Source organism: Mycoplasma sp. Pen4, assembly GCF_014352955.1.
Taxonomy (GTDB): Bacteria; Bacillota_I; Bacilli_A; order Mycoplasmatales; family Metamycoplasmataceae; genus Mycoplasmopsis.
In genome coordinates this window covers 570,498-586,831 of the sequence record NZ_CP060691.1, presented here as the reverse complement: position 1 = coordinate 586,831, position 16,334 = coordinate 570,498, and the positions used below count along the sequence as shown (strand labels likewise).

The window sequence follows — 16,334 nt, the reverse complement described above, 5'->3', positions numbered from 1 at the left end:
TTAAAGCATGATAATCTAAATCTAATTTAACATTAGTCTACAATTTATAACTGATCATCTTTAATTTGTCTTGTTTTGTTTTAAAAGTAAAAGTACTAAAAATAGGTGTTAACCTATTTAATTTTCTATCTCCCTAAAATGATTGAAAGACATAAAAAAAGAATTGCTTTCGCAATTCTCTTATATGAATTATTTTTCTTCTTTTGATTGTGTAAGTTCAACAAAATCTTTTTCTAATTTTTCAGCTAATTCTGGTTTGAATTTAGCAAGGATTAATGACATTCTTAATGATGAGTTTACAAAGTTAGCTGCTTCATTTGCTCCAAAACCAAATTTAACAAATTCATCTGTAAATGTTTTAATTTGATCTTCTGTTGCTTCAACTTTGAATGTACGTGTTAAGAATTTGTGAGCTTCCATTTTTAATACTTGTTTTAAAGCTTCTTTTTCGAATTCTTTATCTAAATCATCTTCTGTTGATTTGATTAAGTGTAAGTATTCTTGTTTTTTAATACCATATTGTTTTAATGAGTTTTCGAATTGTTTTTTGCTTTCTGCTTTGAATGGTTCAAGTAATTTTTCATGAACAACTGGATTAGCGTTTTCGATTAATTGATCAACAACTGATGTGTAGAATTCAACATTGTTTTCAATGAATTTTCTAACTTTAATGTTTTCAGCAAGTGTTGCTTTAAATTCTTCAACTGAAGAAATTTTTGGATCATTAAATCCTTTAATAACTTCATCAGTTAATTTAACAGGGTTTGCTCTTCTTACTGAGTTGATTTTAACTTGGAATACTGCTTCTTTTCCTCTGTATTCTTTTACAAAGTAATCTTGTGGGAATGTAACAACCACGTCACCTTCTCAACCAATTTCTTTGTTAACTAATTGATCTTCAAAACCATTAATAAATGTTTTAGATCCTAATGTTAAAGCGTATCCTTTTGCTTCCCCACCTTCGAATGCTTCATCATCAATGAAACCTTTAAAGTCGATAATTACTTTATCTCCTTCTAATGTTGTTCCTTCTTTGATTTCTAATTCAGTAGAAAGGTTTGTTTCAAGTTCTTTAATAGCATCTTCGATATCTTTTTCTGTTGCTTTAATGTCTTTATATTCGTATGTGAATTTTGACATATCTGCTTCATCAAATTTAGGTTGAATGATGAATTTGAATTCAATCATGAAACCTTCTTCTTTCAAGTCGAATGATACAAATGGGTATGAACTAATTTCGATTTTTTCGTTTTTAATGTATTCAAAAATATCTTTTGAGTGAATATCGTTAAAGTATCTTGCTGTTACTTCAAATAATTTATCTGGGTTTACAGCTTGTTTACGTTTTTCGATTGGTGCTGTACCAGCTCTGTAACCTTTGATTTTTACATTTTTAGCAAGTGCTTCTAAGTTTTCTTCAAGTTTTTTATCAAAAACTTCCTTTTCAACTAAGTAGCTAACTGTTAATTCAGCTTTTTCATTGTTTACTGTGTGTTTAATTTTTTGCATTTTACAACCTTTCAGAACTTGTTTTTATTAAACAAACTCTTATATATAAAATTTATTATTAATATTTTACATTGTTTTTATTGTTTTTTATATTGATTTTTTAAACATATCTAAAATCAAATTGTGATCTTTATGATCGAAAAGAATCTCAGTTATGTTTCTTAAAAATGGTATGTCTTGGATGTTGAATTCGTTAATTAATTTAACTAAAGTTTTAGCAGTGTCATAACCTTCAATTGTTAATTTTTGCTCTTTTAATGCTTGATCTATACCTAATTTGGCAATCTGTGTACCAAATGTAAAGTTTCTACTTGTAGTTGATGAACAAGTTAAGAAAATATCTCCAATTGATGAAAAATGGTAACCAATTGTACATTCACCTTCTGGATAAATAGATTTATAAACTTGATATATTTCACTTGTTCCAAGTGTTAAAAGTCCAGCATGTGAATTTTGTCCTGGATATAATATAGAACAAATACCCATTCCAATTGCTAAAACATTTTTTAAAGCTGAGAATAATTCTGCTCCGGAAATATCGCTATATGGTTTAACGTAGAAAAACTCATTATTTAAGTCTTTTGCAATTGATTGATTAAATTCTAAGTTTCTACCCACAATATTAACCATTGTTAATTTTTGATTAAATACTTCAATAGCGAATGACGGTCCCATAATTGAAGCAAAATTTGAAATGTTTTTACCAAAATTAGAATTAATATATTTAGAAAAGAATTCTTTAGTTTTTGGTTCTAAACCTTTAGATAAATTAACTAAATCAATTTGTCTATCTCCTAATATTTGACAAACTTGTTTTAATAATGGTTCTACAGCTATAGATGGAACTGCTAAAATAACAGTATTTACTTTATTTAAGAAAGTTTCTAAGTTATTTGTTGCACTAATTAAATGCTCGTTTGCAAATTTGGTTTCATTAAAGAATTTTCTATTGCATCCTGAGTTAATATCATCTATTTCATCTTGTGCGATTCCATACATTAAAACTTCATGTCCGTTTTTTGTAAGTACATTAGCTAATGCGCTCCCGAATGCTCCTGTACCAAGAACACCCCATGTTTTCTGATTGTTATTCATATTAATATAATTTTACTAAATTTTATATTCTTTTTCTGTTAAAAAATATAACTAAAAAACCTATGTGTAAGGTACAAACATAGGTTTAATAATTGTTATTTGTGATTATTTTCATATTCAATAATATGTTTATAAATTATTCCTAATGGACTATTAGGATTTTGTTTTTCCATAAATTCTCTTGAACCAAAAACAATAAAAGTATCCTTTGCTCTACTAATTGCGACATTTATTAAATCAATATTAGTTTTTAAAAATGCCCCTTTGTCATTAGGTCCATAAACAGTACTGAAAATAACTATTTTTTTCTCACCACCTTGAAATTTATGTACCGTTCCTATATTTAATGCATTTGATCCGACGATGTTTTCTAATTTTTTCTTAATAAGTTTCTCTTGCTCTTTAAAAGGTGTGATTATGCACAATTCTTCTTTAATATCATTGAAATTTTGCATGTTATTTTTAATTCATTCTGAAATAGCATAAGCTTCGAAAGTATTTATTTTACTTTGTTTTTTCTTTTCGGCATTAGAGTTTCCTCTATCAATAAACTTTAAAGCATAATTGATAGGATTATTCTTACATTTAGTATTAAAATCGCCTCTAAATGCTTTTAATTTACCCTCATAACATAATTCATTACAAATCTCGATGATTTCGTTAACACAACGTCTGTGTTCACGTAACATCATTCCTTTTTCATTTTCATCAAAAGAATAATTACTTACATTCTTAGCAAGAGACATTATGTTGTTCTTGCTTAATGTGTAAAAATCATTATCGAATTCAGAAAGAGGTCTGAGCAATTCGAATATTTTTTCCTCATATTCATTATCAATATCATAAACGGGCGATATTTGTTTTTCATCACCAACCACAACTGCTTTATCAGCAAAAGCAAATGATAGTAATCCAATATTATTAGAAATTTGACCTGCTTCGTCTACTATTAATAGATCAGCATTCTTTTTCATGTAATATGTACCATTCTTTTTCTTAATTTTAAAAAGTTTCGGTAATTTATGGCATGTTGTAGTGAATACTGGAAATAAATGACACAATAATTCTATTATTTTAGTTCTTTTTGTTTCATTTTGTCAATCATATTTACTTGCATCGCTACCTAAAACATATTCGTTAAAATATTTTAGTTCCCTAATAAAACCTAATTCATAATAATGAACACCAAGTCAAAAACATTCGTTTCTAATTGAATAATCAAGAACCTTATCAATATTTTTCACAATATTAACTTTGTTTTGAGTATCAAAGTCTATATAACGCAATTTGCTAATTTCTTCTTTTAATTTTCCGTAGTTATATCAATGTTCTTCTACATAGTTAATTATTTTTTCTAATTCAATTAATTCTTCTTTTATCTTTTCTTTTTTAAATGATTTATTTTTAAACTCATTTAAATATTTTTCTTTTTCATAGGTAAAGAAATCAAATCAATTCGAAAGATTTTTCTTAATAGAATTAGAGTGTTTAATATATGCAATATCAACACCCTTTAATTTTGCATCATTAGATAATATTTTGTTAAATTCTTCTATTTTATGTAATCTATATTTTTTTGAAAACATTGATTTGATTTTAGAGAATTTAAAATCTTTAATACTTTTTTTATTAATATCAAGTGAATCGATCTTTTTGAGTTTTAGAGAAATTTTATTCATCTCATCATTCAGAACATTGAAATCGTTGAATTTATTAATATTTTTTAGTAAGTCAAATATTTTGTTCATTAAATCTATTAAATTGATCATTACATTTTTTATGAGATTTTGTAAGTCTTTACCCCTACCAAAATTAATATCCTTTTGACTATAACCGATATTCATTAGATATTCTCGTATATTTTTTTCTATTTTTTCAACTTCATCTGCATTTAATTTTTGATTTAACTCAAATAAAACACTAGGTATTATGCCTGATTCTTCAAATGTTTGGGCAATTTCGAGTATTGGATCATTTTCTGGTAAATATTCAGCTGATGCAAAATAAAACGCAAAAGTATTCTTGAATAAATTAATTCCCAACTCATTTGTGCTATTTAAAATAAATTTCTTTTGTCATCCATTGTTATCACTTAATTTTAAGGACCTGATGATATTTTTTACAGCCTCATTGTTTGTGGAAGTACAAACGATAAAAGGAGGTTTTGGTTTATCATTATTGATAATTGAACTAACAATCTCATTGGCAATAATTGATTTCAGAAGAGTTGTTTTTCCAGTTCCTGGCGGCCCACTAATTGCGAGAACTTCTTTTTCCATTTGCGAAGTTACTAAAATTGCTTCTTTTTGTGAGTCGGAAAGACTTATATTTGTTTCTCCATTATGTGGCAGAAAAGTTCCTACGTGTTTTTTGTAATCCTCAATATAACTATCAAAATCTTTCGGCTCACCATATACTTTATATATTTTGGGGTTATGATTTTTATTGGCAGATAAAATATTTTGAAGTAAACCTCTATTGTATAGGTGTTTCTTATTGTCATTCACACTTTCATTGTATGCAACATTTAAATGCATATTCGTTCCAGTATGCGAACAAATATCAACAATCAAAATGTCATAGTTAATTAATGGCTCGTTATATTCTCTATGTGCATTAACAACTTTTTCTAAATCTTCTTTAGTTATCTTGAAAAATATTTCTTTTAGTTTTTCGCTGTATTCCTTTCATTTTCTCTGATTACTAGCAAAAATACTTATTTCTTTATTTCATTCCCACATTTGATTAAACTCAAAATCATATGGATTAATATTTTCATCTAACAATTTATTTTTACCGAACCAAATATATTTATAATATGGGTTATTTTCGTCATTAAGCATTAGTGTTTCCTCATTATTTTTAAATGTGAAACCAAAAATACACTAGCAGTTATATTATTATAAACTAGATCTAGGTCAGGTGAAGTAATATCGTTTTTTCAAAAAGAAATATCTTCATTCTGTTCATCATTCTTAATATTTCTTTTTAGTGCTAAAGCTGCTACTAATTCATGTTCATCTTTTTTGCATCCTTTTGTAATAAATTGTAATTTTTCAATGGTATTTTTTGATATTTTTAAATTATTCTTAATGAAGATTTCATTATATTGAAAATAATGGTGTGAAAAGTCTTTTTCTTTTTCTTCTCTCTCTTTTTCTTCTTTATCCTTTTGATCTCTTTCTTTTTTTAAGTTTGATAAATTCGTTATATCTTCCATTTTTTTAGTAATTAAACGAAAATATTTCAATATTTCTATATTTTTATCATTTTTATTATTCATATAGTATATTTTATCAATATTAATAATCATACAGATGCAAAAACAAGTAGACAATAGTTTGTAATTGATAAAAAAGTGTATAAAAAAATGGCAGGAGTAGCAGGATTCGAACCCACAACACACGGGGTTGAAGCCCGTTGTTCTACCGTTGAACTATACTCCTATCGCATTTATGAAATTATTATACTATAAAATAGAGTGAATGATAAAATAATTTTTATACTTATAACACTATGGTTAAGTGCTAAAAGAAACCATCCACATAGTGAATGGCTTTAATTATTTAAAAATTTCTAAAACGTCTGAAATTGTATTAATTGATGTAAGTTGTTCATCTGAAATTGTGACACCGAATTTTTCTTCGGCTTCGAATAATAGCTCTGCCATATCTAGCGAGTCAATTCCAAGCTCTCTGACCTTATCATCAAGACTTAAGTTTTTCTTTTTAGAAATCTTTTTTAATTCGTTTAAGATTGTTTCTTGATTATTATTCATAGTGTTTTTATATTAAACTTTTTCAATAATTATTCAAGAAAAATCTCATAATTTTTCTCTTCTGAGTTAGCACCATTTACATATCTCATGTACAAAATATAGTGCTGGTCGTTAATTTTGTTATAGTCAAACAATAAGTTGCCTTCATAACTTTTTAATCTACGTACAATGTCCTTAAGAATTTCTTTTATTATGTCATCATCTAGATATTTTCTTTCAGATGAATCTTTCTTGACAAATTGCTCAAAATAGGAATGATCAAGAATAGGAAATACTGTTCCAATCTTTTTAGGAATATCGTCATTTTTAGGTTTAATTTTTTCACTTGGTAGTTTTTCACGTTCAATAATAGTGGTGTTATCTGATTTTTGTATGCTTAAAGTATTACTTACCAAGAAAAATGTACTAAAGCATAGAATGATAATAGAAGCAATTATCGCAAGAAGTTTAATTTTCTTCTTCTTTGTTTCTGAGACCATAGTTTAAATCTACAGCATAGTCTAAAAAGTCGAATTCTGATTTCTTAAGGAAGTCAAGCGCAGTATTAAGTTTAATCATAAAACGTAGATTTTCATAGTTAAATTCATTTTGATTTTTCTCTATTATTTGCAGTGTCTTATTCTTTGAGTTGAAGTTTTTAGAACTTCCTTCAACTTTATACGATTTAGACAACATCAAATCAAAATAGGGTGAAACAAATTTGAAACCAAGATTAAATTCACCGTTATATTTAAATGGAATTTTTAATGATTTTTGAGAATTTGTAGCTGAGCTTTTTGAAATCGAGATTTCTTTCTCATTAGTTGTTAAGTAGTCGTTTAAGTAAACTGCAGCAGTTTTCGAAACCATATCTACATCATTATTTATGTAAACATTAGATGAATAATGTTTATCTATTAATTCAGCAGAAAGCTTTTCTTTCTCAATGAATGGTTCTAAAAATGCTTCTTGCACCTTAAGAGGTGGGTATTCAGTGTGTCTAATCTCTATCGGTGCCTTTTGCACTTTGTAATCATTTTTATAGGTTATATCTAATAATTTTTGATTATAGTTAAAATTATTAATCTGTGGGAATCTGAAGTAAATATTTGTGTTATAAACTTCTTTTTTATATGTTTTATCCGAATAGAATGTAAAACGATATGAATATGGAACTTTAATTTGTGTACTGTAACCCTCTGTTTTAAGTGATAGGAATTCTTTTTCGGGTTCAGCAAAAACAACCTGATATTCTTTGTAAAGCTTTATCGGAGGTTGTTCGTTACCAGGAGTATCAAATTGAAATTTAATAACAATGTTATTAAGTTTATTAAATGATAGTTTTAAATCATTAAACGGAATTCTAGCATGCATAATGCCATCGAAATACACTTTGTGATAGGTATAAACTAATTCTCTATTCACAAATATGTAGCATTTAGCAGGAATTATATTTCTATAGTTATGCGATAAATATTCATTTACATTAGTGACGCCATCCACTGCAATAGGTGGATTATTTTTGTATTCAGAATATTTATAAAGTGGTTGTGAGAATAAACCAAAGGTTATATCTACCAAACCAGCAGTTGCAATTCTATCAATAGCTAAATAGAAATCAGGTTTTTTAGTATTGCTAGAAATTTCACTGCTTGATGGAAGTTGATAGATTGTATTTACTTTGATTTTCCGTTCATTTACAATACGTACATTATCAACTATGGCCGGAGAAAAAGTTAGCATAGTGATAATCTAGATTGGACAGTTAAAATATATATTAATAAATTCTCGTATTGCTTCCTTTTTTCTTTTGTAAAAAGTGGTTTTAGAGAAGTATTTTTCATATCATTTTTTATCGAGTTGTGATGCTTCGTCTAGATAAAGATGCGTAAGCATTCAAGAGTTTTCTACACTCATCATCGCGAGGGCTAAATAAATAAGCGAGCCCTTTCCATTTATTCGGTCTTGGATCATTTCTACTTGTTCTAATAAGGAAGAATTGCCCGTTTTGGACGATTTAGCTAGCAACATCATCGTTTGATTCTTTAACAAATTTTTGTACTTTTTTTCAAGTTCAAATATTTTGTCTAACACTTCTTTTTGTCTTTCAAAAAGTTCTTCATCTTCATCCTTATTAACTTTCAAATTCAAAATTTTTGGCGGACAAATAAGTGACTTCTTGATATTTTTTACAAATTTTGTCAGATATGCATCAAAGTGACTTGTTACCTGTGAGTCTTTAATATTTCCTCCTTTCGCACTTGACCATTATAATCATATATTTTCGCAACTCAAAATTTTAAAAAAAACTTTTTCACGTTACTTTTAGGTCATAGAATCAGTGTTTTATGACTGTTTTTTCAACTAGTTAAAAAGTGCTAAAAAATTGATAAAAAATTTAATTTTTCAAGAAAATAAAAAAATATAAGAAAAAGCACACTAATTAGTATGCTTTTGCAAAAATTACATAACGATTTGTGTCTTTGTTATCACATTTAGGGAAGAAACAACCATCAGATTTATTTGGTTTTGTAAATGTTAAAGGAACACATCTAGCAGTTGCTCCTGTTTCTTCTTTAATGAATTTTTCTGCCTTTTCACCACAACAGAATGGAGCGATAACAAATTTGTTTTGTGCGATTAATTTTTTAAAGTCTTCATAATCGGTAGCCATTATTTTATTTGCGTTTAATCTTTCTTCAGCTTGAGATAATAAGTTGTCATGAATTGTTTGTAATAATTCACCAACATATTTTTTAACTGTGTCTAAAGCGATAACTTCTTTTTCTAAAGTATCACGACGTACGATTGTAACAGTTCCGTTTTGTGCATCACGTGGACCAATTTCAATTCTAATTGGTACACCTTGAATTTCTGAGTTTGAAGCTTTGAAACCAGGGTTTTTATCGCTTGCATCAAGTCTTACTCTAAATTTACGACCTAATGTTTTTTCTAATTCAGAAGCAATTTCATGAACTTTAGGTTCTTTATTTGCAAATAATTCGATAATGTCTATTTGAACAGGTGCTACAAATGGTGGAATAATAATACCTCTATTATCACCATGTGTCATAATTAATGCACCAATTAATCTTGTTGTTACACCTCACGATGTTTGATATACATATTCAAGTTCATTATTTTCATTTTTGAATGTAATATCATATGGTTTAGAAAAGTTTTGAGCTAAGTAGTGACTTGTACCTGCTTGTAAGGCTAAACCATCTTTCATCATTGCTTCAATTGTATATGTAGTACATGCACCAGCAAATTTTTCGTTTGGTGTTTTCTTACCAACTATTGTTGGGATAGCTAAATATTTACGTAAGAATTTAGCATAAAGTTTAATCATTTCTTTAGTAAGTTGTCTTGCTTCTTTTGGATCAGAGTGAACTGTGTGACCTTCTTGTCATAAAAATTCTCTTGAACGTAAAAATGGTCTAGTAGTTTTCTCTCAACGAACAACGTTTACTCATTGGTTGTAAATAAGTGGCAAGTCTTTGTAAGAATTGATTACGTTTTTATATAGATAAGCGAATAAAACTTCAGAAGTAGGACGTACATAAAGTTTTTCATCTAATTCTTTATCTCCTACTCTTGTAACTGTGGCTAACTCTGGGTTAAAGCCCGCAATATGTTCCCTTTCTTTGTTAAATAACGCTTCTGGAATTAGTAAAGGTAAGTTAACGTTTTGTACACCTTTTTCCTTGAACATTTTATTTAATTGTTCTTGGATTAATTCTCAAATTCCGAAAGCATTTGGAAGTAATATCATCGAACCTTTTGAAGGTCCATACATCATTAATTTTCCATTTTGAACAACATCTGTATACCATTGTGCAAAATCTTGTTCTAATGGAGTAATTTTATCTAGTTCCTTTTTCATAATTAGTTGAATTATAGCAAATTTTTTATATGTATATATTTGTTAAAATAATATAAAAAGTGCAAAAAATGGCATAAAAAAACACCTTTTTCAAGGTGATATGGCTGCCCCAGTTAGATTCGAACTAACGCATGTCGGAACCAAAACCCGATGCCTTACCGCTTGGCTATGGGGCAACAATGGTGGGGGGAGAGGGATTCGAACCCCCGAATCCTAAGAAAGTGGGTTACAGCCACCCGCATTTGGCCGCTTTGCTATCCCCCCAAACGCAAAAATATTATAACAAAAACGGAGATAACATAGAAATATTTTTTAATTATTTTTTTCGGTCTCAAAATTAAAAATGAAACCCAAAATGGATTTCAAATTATTATTTAGCAAATTTACCTAAAACTGTTGCAATTCTTTCTTTTGTTGGTTCAACAACTATATATGTTCCAGCAACACATGCATCAGCACCTGCTTCAAAACATTCAGGTCCAGTTGTTTGATTAATTCCACCATCAACTTGAATTAAGTAATCATATTGATTTTGAACTCTTAATTCTTTTAATTTAGCAATTTTATCTAATGCCATTGGCATGAATTTTTGACCACCTTTACCTGGTTCAACAGACATTACTAATACAAGTGCTAATCTGTCTAAAAATGGTTTAATTGTTTCTACTTGTGTGTCTGGTTTAATAGCTAAACCAATTTTTAATTCGTGGTAGTTATTTGTTAAGAATTCATCAAATTTATCTAAGTCATTTTCAATTGCTTCAAAATGGAATGTAATGATATCAACAATATCTTTTACTTCTTGCACATAGTCGTAAGGGTTCACGACCATTAAGTGTGCATCTTTAATGTGTTTTGCACCATTTGCATTAATGTTTGCAATTTCATCAACTTGAATAGCTGTGTTTGGTACAAATTTACCATCCATAACATCATAGTGGATTCATTTAATACCATTTTCAACTAAAGTATTAGCCAAATCTAATCTTTTATCAGCGTCAACGTTTAATAAACTTGGTGTAACGTATTTGTTCATAATATTTCTCCTAATTTAATCTAATTCAGATAATAATTTTACATAATTATTATATCTAATGGTTGGTATTTCAGGTGTACCAACTTTTTGTTTTACTGCACAATCATTATTGCTCTCATTAAGATGGAGACAATTTCTAAACTTACATTGCTTAGACAAAGTATTAAAAGTTTTAAAACTCTGCGCTAATTCAACTTTATTCATATCTAATGCTAAAGAAGAAAAACCAGGTGTGTCAATTAAAAATCCTTCATTAAAATAAATAATTTGCACTATTCTAGTGGTGTGTTTACCACGTCCTAATGCTTTAGAAATTGCTTGAGTTTCAAAATTATTATTACTTAATTTGTTTAATGTAGTTGTTTTTCCAACTCCAGTTTGACCCATAAAAACAGAATATTTATTTTTAAAGATGTGTTTGATATTTTCGAAAGAAAAATTATCTTGTTCATTATTAATCAAAAAGACTTTATAACCCATTTCAGAGTATAAATTGTGCATTTCAATGGCGGTTGGATTATCTAAATCAACTTTTGTAATAAATAAGATTGGTTCGATATTTTTGTTTTCCACTATAGCAAAGTATTTATCAACTAAAAATGAACTAAAAGCAGGTTCGGTAGAAGACATAAAAACAATCATTTGATCAATGTTGGCCACTTTTGGACGAATGAAGAAATTTCTTCTATCTAAAATTTCAGTTATTTGACCGTTTGTAACTATGACATTGTCTCCAACGATTGGTTTTTCATCTCTAAAACGTAATTTTCCAGCTGCCGGAATTTTTAATTCTTCATTTTCATTTCTAACTGTAAAAATCCCTGCATTTACAGAAAGAATTTTGTATGTATTTGAATTTTGCATTATAAAAGTCCTTTAAAGTATAGTGTTAAAGCAATTGCACCAATTATAAGTATGATAAATATGATTGCACCAATTAAAAAACCATTACTATTTAAACGTTCTGATAATTTTTTCTTAGGTTTTAATGTTTTTTTATTTAACGGTTGTTCAAACCTACGAGATGCATCCAAACATGTTTTAGTATCTTTGATAAATTCATAAACATTTTTATATCTATCACCAGGATTTTTTGCAGTTGCTTTAATCACTACATTACACATTGCTTGTGGTATTTGTTTGAATTGATTAGGTGATGGGAAGGAACTCTTGTAGTGCATCATGATTGTGTCTTGTTCACGTTCTGCTTTATATGGATATTGACCTGTCAACATTTCAAATAAAACTATACCCAAGGCATAAATATCTACAGCCTTTGTTATTTCTGCACCTTTGATTGAATATTCTGGAGCAGCGTAATATGGGCTACAAATCACTGCATTAGCACGTGTTAAGCGTTGTGAATCATCTGTAAGTGAAATTCCTAAGTCAATGATTTTAATATTATGTGTGTTATCTACAATAATATTCTGAGTTTTAATGTCACGGTGAATAATTCCATTTGCATGTAACTCACCGATTCCTTCGGCTATTTTGGTAATATATCCTTTTGCACGTTTCACAGATAATGAACCCTCAGCACGAATTAAGTTATATAAAACTGTTCCTTCAATATATTCCATAATGTAGAATTGTTCCATTGAATCTCCATAATATTCAATGAATTTTGGTAAATATTGTGAATTTAATTTTTTTAATAATTTTGCTTCTTCCTTAAAACGTGAGTATGCAGTTTCATCAAAAACATTTTGCATATATTTAGCTGCATATCTTTTGCTTTTATCATCTTTAGGAGTAACAAGAAATACAGTTCCCATCCCACCGAAACCAACTACTTTACCAACAATATATTTTTCATGAATTTTTGAACTTGGTGTTATTTTTGCTGTACTAGACATGCTCACCGCCTTTTTTGTCATGTTTAATGTCTAAAAGTACTAATGTCATGTTGTCAGTAGTTTCTCCAATTCATGCTTGGTCGATAATTTTATTTGCGGCTTTTTCAAGGGTTTCTGATGTTCTTATGTAATATTCCATTTCATAATTCTCAACAAAACCATGAATACCATCTGATGTTAGAAGAATTTTGTCAATATTATCAAAACCCTTTGGTTGAATTTCGAATACTTCAATTAAGGTATGAAACTCTGGAGCAACGGCACTTGTTAGATAATTCATATGACGATCATCATAATCAGAAATATTTTTACCTTCTGAAATCAACTGATTTTTAAAATTATGATCTTTAGTTATTTGGATTAATTCTCCTTGTGTTTTATGCACGTAACATCGACTATCTCCGGCATTGAAAACAAGAATGCATTTTTCTTTGTGTAAAATAATCACACCAACGGCAGTAGTCCCCATTTGGTGCTTGCGTTTATCATCTGATGCCAATTTTCTTAACTCTATTTTTGCTTTATCAAAAGACTGAAATACTCACTTTTTAAGTGAGAATAGATCATTTGCTTTGAAATTATTATTAAATTGTAATGCAAAGGTATTAACAACTATAGATGCAGCGAGGTCACCAAAAGCATGCCCGCCCATTCCATCGCATAAAATAGCAAGTGTTGCATTATCATTTTGATAAACACTTGCTCGATCATCATTTTTTTGTCTAACACCTTGTAATGATTTTGAAAAGTAATTAATCATTAAGGCCTAACTCCTTGTGTAATATAGCTCTAATTTTTTCAGCAGCAACTTCAGGTATATCATTAACAATAATATATTTGAATAAATGTGAATCTGCTATTTCATCTTCGGCTTTTTTAAGTCTTTGTTTTAGAGTTTCGCTATTTTCAGAACCTCTTTTTAAAATTCTTGTACGTAGGTCTTCTACTGATGGTGGTGCAAGGAAGATTGTGATTAGATTATATTTTTCTGATTCTTTTGAATCTGGATTAGTGAATTTTTTAATGATTTGTTTAGCACCATTAGTTTCAATTTCTAACATTGGCACTTTATTTTTTTTATGAATCTTGTCTAATTCGGAATATAGTGTTCCATAGTAGTTTGATAAGTGATATGAAAATTCAATAAATTTACGACTTTTAATCTTGTCTCTGAATCTATCAATTTCAATGAAATAATAGTGAACACCATCAAGTTCTCCCTCACGAGGTTTTCTTGTGGTCGCAGAACAAGATAACGAGAGATTAAGCTCGTCATATTCAAATAGTAATCTTTCTACTGTACCTTTACCGACTCCACTAGGACCTGTAAAAATAATAATTGGACTTTTCTTATTCATAGTTATGAGTTATTATAACACTTTCAGAATTATTTTTATAAATAAAATTTATAACTCACATATTTAGTGAAAAATGTGGTTTTTGTGAGAAAAAATATATTTCATATTTGCAAGAAATTTATTTAAATTATCATGTAAATAAAAAACTAATTTAAGTAAAATAATAATACTGGAAGGGTGGTGGAATGTTTTATAAATACAATAAACCAAAAGGTGATTTTGCAAATCAGTCGGTTAGACGACTTTCGAAGCAGTTGAATACAAGAAAGATCGGACACACCGGTATATTAGATCCGTTGGCGTCAGGTTTAATGCTTGTTGCAAGTGATTTTGAGACAAAAATGTTGCAATATATTCCAAATAAAAATAAAATATATATTGCTAATTGTGATTTTGGTTTTATGTCAGACACATATGATGTTACTGGCGAAATTCAAAATACAAATGATGCAACTGTACAATTTGAACAATTAAAAGATGCTTCAAATAAAATGCTAGATTGCACTGAACAAATACCACCTATTTATAGTGCTAAAAAGATAAATGGTAAAAAAGCTTATGAATATGCACGTGAAAATAAACAAGTAGAAATGAGAGTTCAAAAAATCAAAATAAACAAATGTGATTTATTGAATTTTAATTCATTAAAACAAACTGCAGAATTCTTAATGGATGTCTCTGAAGGAACATATATAAGAACAGTTTTAGTTGATATTGCAAAATTATGCAATACACATGCAATAATGACTGATTTAAAACGGGTAAAAGTTGGGAATATAGAACTTGGAAATTTAGAATCTGGACAAATTGAACAAATAAACTATGAAGATTTATTTGATAATCAGATTATTCCGCTTGAAGAAAAAATGGTTTCATCATTAAGCAATGGAGCCAAAGTTAAAGTTAATGCAAATGATGGATTATGCTTTATTAAAAATCCACATTTAAATTTAGTTTGTGCCATTGGGCAAGTTGAAAATGGTTATTTTAAACCAAGTAAAATTTCACATGAGAGGTTAGTATGAAAAAAATAAATGAAATTATTAAAATGGCTGCATTTGATGTTGATGGAACAATCTTACCAAATGGGCACATGCAGTTCTCAACAAACACTAAAAAGATTTTTCCATTACTTAAATTAAATGGAATTACTAGTGTTGTTGCAACAGCTAGAGAATTTGCAACAATTGGAGATTTTTTAGAACAGTTAGAACCAGATTACTTTATTGGAGCTAATGGTGCTTTTATTTGAGATGTAAATAAAAAAGAATTCATCTACAAAAACACTTTAAAGAAAGAACAAGTTGTAATGTTATACAATGAATTCGTTGATAAAGTTAATGCTTTTTCTGTTTGTGACTATGACAAAGTATTTAAAACACCTTCAATGCAATTAACAAGTTGATTTGTACGTCCATTCGGTCACAACTACTATGATTTTGATGAATCACAACTTGGTTCAGATGATTTATATGTAATTACAATTAATTCAGATGATCCGAGAACAACTTCAAATATGGTTGAAAAATTTATTAATGATAATAATTTAGATATGGTGATCTCGGCTAGATGAACACATGGTTTCTTTATCGGACCTAAAAATATAGAAAAGAGCTATACTCTAGGTATTTTGGCTGAAAAATTAGGTTACAAAATGGAAAACTTAATTGCTTTTGGAGATAGTAGTAATGACTATGAAATGCTTCGTGAAGCTGGAATTGGTGTTGCTATGGAAAGAGCGAATGAAAGAATCAAAAGTGTTGCAAACACAGTTGCTTTAGATTGTGAATATGATGGAGCATACTTAAAACTTAAAGAATTAGGACTTATTTAA

At 28.4% G+C, this 16,334-nt stretch carries 16 protein-coding genes and 3 tRNA genes; 2 read left to right on the top strand and 17 right to left on the bottom strand.

Features of this window, described 5'->3' with window-relative positions; all coding sequences use genetic code 4:
• Positions 1 to 189: 189 nt before the first annotated feature.
• The 17 genes from tig to gmk form a co-directional block, all read right to left on the bottom strand.
• Complete coding sequence (tig, locus tag H9M94_RS02255) at positions 190 to 1,509, bottom strand: trigger factor (RefSeq protein WP_187469341.1); 1,320 nt, start codon at positions 1,507 to 1,509, stop codon at positions 190 to 192.
• An 87-nt stretch (positions 1,510 to 1,596) separates the two neighbouring features.
• Positions 1,597 to 2,604 carry an NAD(P)H-dependent glycerol-3-phosphate dehydrogenase gene (locus tag H9M94_RS02250; protein ID WP_187469340.1) on the bottom strand — a complete coding sequence of 336 codons (1,008 nt, stop codon included), beginning with the start codon at positions 2,602 to 2,604 and terminating at the stop codon, positions 1,597 to 1,599.
• A gap of 95 nt (positions 2,605 to 2,699) precedes the next feature.
• Positions 2,700 to 5,447 carry an ATP-binding protein gene (locus tag H9M94_RS02245; protein WP_187469339.1) on the bottom strand — a complete coding sequence of 916 codons (2,748 nt, stop codon included), beginning with the start codon at positions 5,445 to 5,447 and terminating at the stop codon, positions 2,700 to 2,702.
• Entirely contained in the window at positions 5,447 to 5,887 is a 441-nt protein-coding gene (locus H9M94_RS02240; protein WP_187469338.1) for a hypothetical protein, read from the bottom strand. Before H9M94_RS02240 ends, H9M94_RS02245 begins: the two co-directional genes overlap by 1 nt.
• Positions 5,888 to 5,975: 88 nt before the next feature.
• Positions 5,976 to 6,050: transfer RNA gene (locus tag H9M94_RS02235), tRNA-Trp, on the bottom strand.
• Between the two features lie 116 nt (positions 6,051 to 6,166).
• Positions 6,167 to 6,382 (bottom strand): phosphopantetheine-binding protein, encoded by a 216-nt coding sequence (locus H9M94_RS02230; RefSeq protein ID WP_187469337.1) that lies wholly within the window; start codon positions 6,380 to 6,382, stop codon positions 6,167 to 6,169.
• A gap of 29 nt (positions 6,383 to 6,411) precedes the next feature.
• A complete protein-coding gene (locus H9M94_RS02225) occupies positions 6,412 to 6,861 on the bottom strand; it encodes an MHO_1590 family protein (RefSeq protein ID WP_187469336.1) in 450 nt (149 codons plus the stop codon).
• Positions 6,830 to 8,104 carry an MHO_1580 family protein gene (locus H9M94_RS02220; protein ID WP_187469335.1) on the bottom strand — a complete coding sequence of 425 codons (1,275 nt, stop codon included), beginning with the start codon at positions 8,102 to 8,104 and terminating at the stop codon, positions 6,830 to 6,832. Before H9M94_RS02220 ends, H9M94_RS02225 begins: the two co-directional genes overlap by 32 nt.
• A gap of 9 nt (positions 8,105 to 8,113) precedes the next feature.
• Positions 8,114 to 8,506 (bottom strand): MG284/MPN403 family protein, encoded by a 393-nt coding sequence (locus tag H9M94_RS02215; protein ID WP_187469334.1) that lies wholly within the window; start codon positions 8,504 to 8,506, stop codon positions 8,114 to 8,116.
• A gap of 298 nt (positions 8,507 to 8,804) precedes the next feature.
• Positions 8,805 to 10,247, bottom strand: a complete 1,443-nt coding sequence (gene proS / locus H9M94_RS02210; RefSeq protein ID WP_187469333.1) for a proline--tRNA ligase — start codon at positions 10,245 to 10,247, stop codon at positions 8,805 to 8,807.
• A 101-nt stretch (positions 10,248 to 10,348) separates the two neighbouring features.
• Positions 10,349 to 10,423 (bottom strand) — tRNA-Gln (locus H9M94_RS02205).
• A 4-nt stretch (positions 10,424 to 10,427) separates the two neighbouring features.
• A tRNA-Tyr gene (locus H9M94_RS02200) sits at positions 10,428 to 10,511 on the bottom strand.
• A 106-nt stretch (positions 10,512 to 10,617) separates the two neighbouring features.
• Positions 10,618 to 11,283: a ribulose-phosphate 3-epimerase gene (locus H9M94_RS02195; protein ID WP_187469332.1), complete on the bottom strand. Its 666-nt coding sequence runs from the start codon at positions 11,281 to 11,283 to the stop codon at positions 10,618 to 10,620.
• 15 nt (positions 11,284 to 11,298) lie between these two features.
• Positions 11,299 to 12,147 (bottom strand): ribosome small subunit-dependent GTPase A, encoded by an 849-nt coding sequence (rsgA, locus tag H9M94_RS02190; protein ID WP_187469331.1) that lies wholly within the window; start codon positions 12,145 to 12,147, stop codon positions 11,299 to 11,301.
• Positions 12,147 to 13,142: a serine/threonine-protein kinase gene (locus H9M94_RS02185; protein ID WP_255483439.1), complete on the bottom strand. Its 996-nt coding sequence runs from the start codon at positions 13,140 to 13,142 to the stop codon at positions 12,147 to 12,149. Before H9M94_RS02185 ends, rsgA begins: the two co-directional genes overlap by 1 nt.
• The gene (locus H9M94_RS02180; RefSeq protein ID WP_187469330.1) at positions 13,135 to 13,902 is read right to left on the bottom strand and encodes a PP2C family serine/threonine-protein phosphatase; all 768 of its coding nucleotides are present in this window, start codon (positions 13,900 to 13,902) and stop codon (positions 13,135 to 13,137) included. Before H9M94_RS02180 ends, H9M94_RS02185 begins: the two co-directional genes overlap by 8 nt.
• Positions 13,895 to 14,500 (bottom strand): guanylate kinase, encoded by a 606-nt coding sequence (gene gmk / locus H9M94_RS02175; RefSeq protein ID WP_187469329.1) that lies wholly within the window; start codon positions 14,498 to 14,500, stop codon positions 13,895 to 13,897. Before gmk ends, H9M94_RS02180 begins: the two co-directional genes overlap by 8 nt.
• A 185-nt stretch (positions 14,501 to 14,685) precedes the next feature.
• On the opposite strand from gmk, the gene truB reads away from it, so the two are divergent.
• Together truB and H9M94_RS02165 are read left to right on the top strand one after the other, a co-directional pair.
• On the top strand, positions 14,686 to 15,534 hold the full coding sequence (truB, locus tag H9M94_RS02170) for a tRNA pseudouridine(55) synthase TruB (RefSeq protein ID WP_187469328.1): 849 nt from the start codon (positions 14,686 to 14,688) through the stop codon (positions 15,532 to 15,534).
• Positions 15,522 to 16,334: a YcsE-related riboflavin metabolism phosphatase gene (locus H9M94_RS02165; protein ID WP_187469327.1), complete on the top strand. Its 813-nt coding sequence runs from the start codon at positions 15,522 to 15,524 to the stop codon at positions 16,332 to 16,334. The genes truB and H9M94_RS02165 overlap by 13 nt, the downstream gene beginning before the upstream one ends.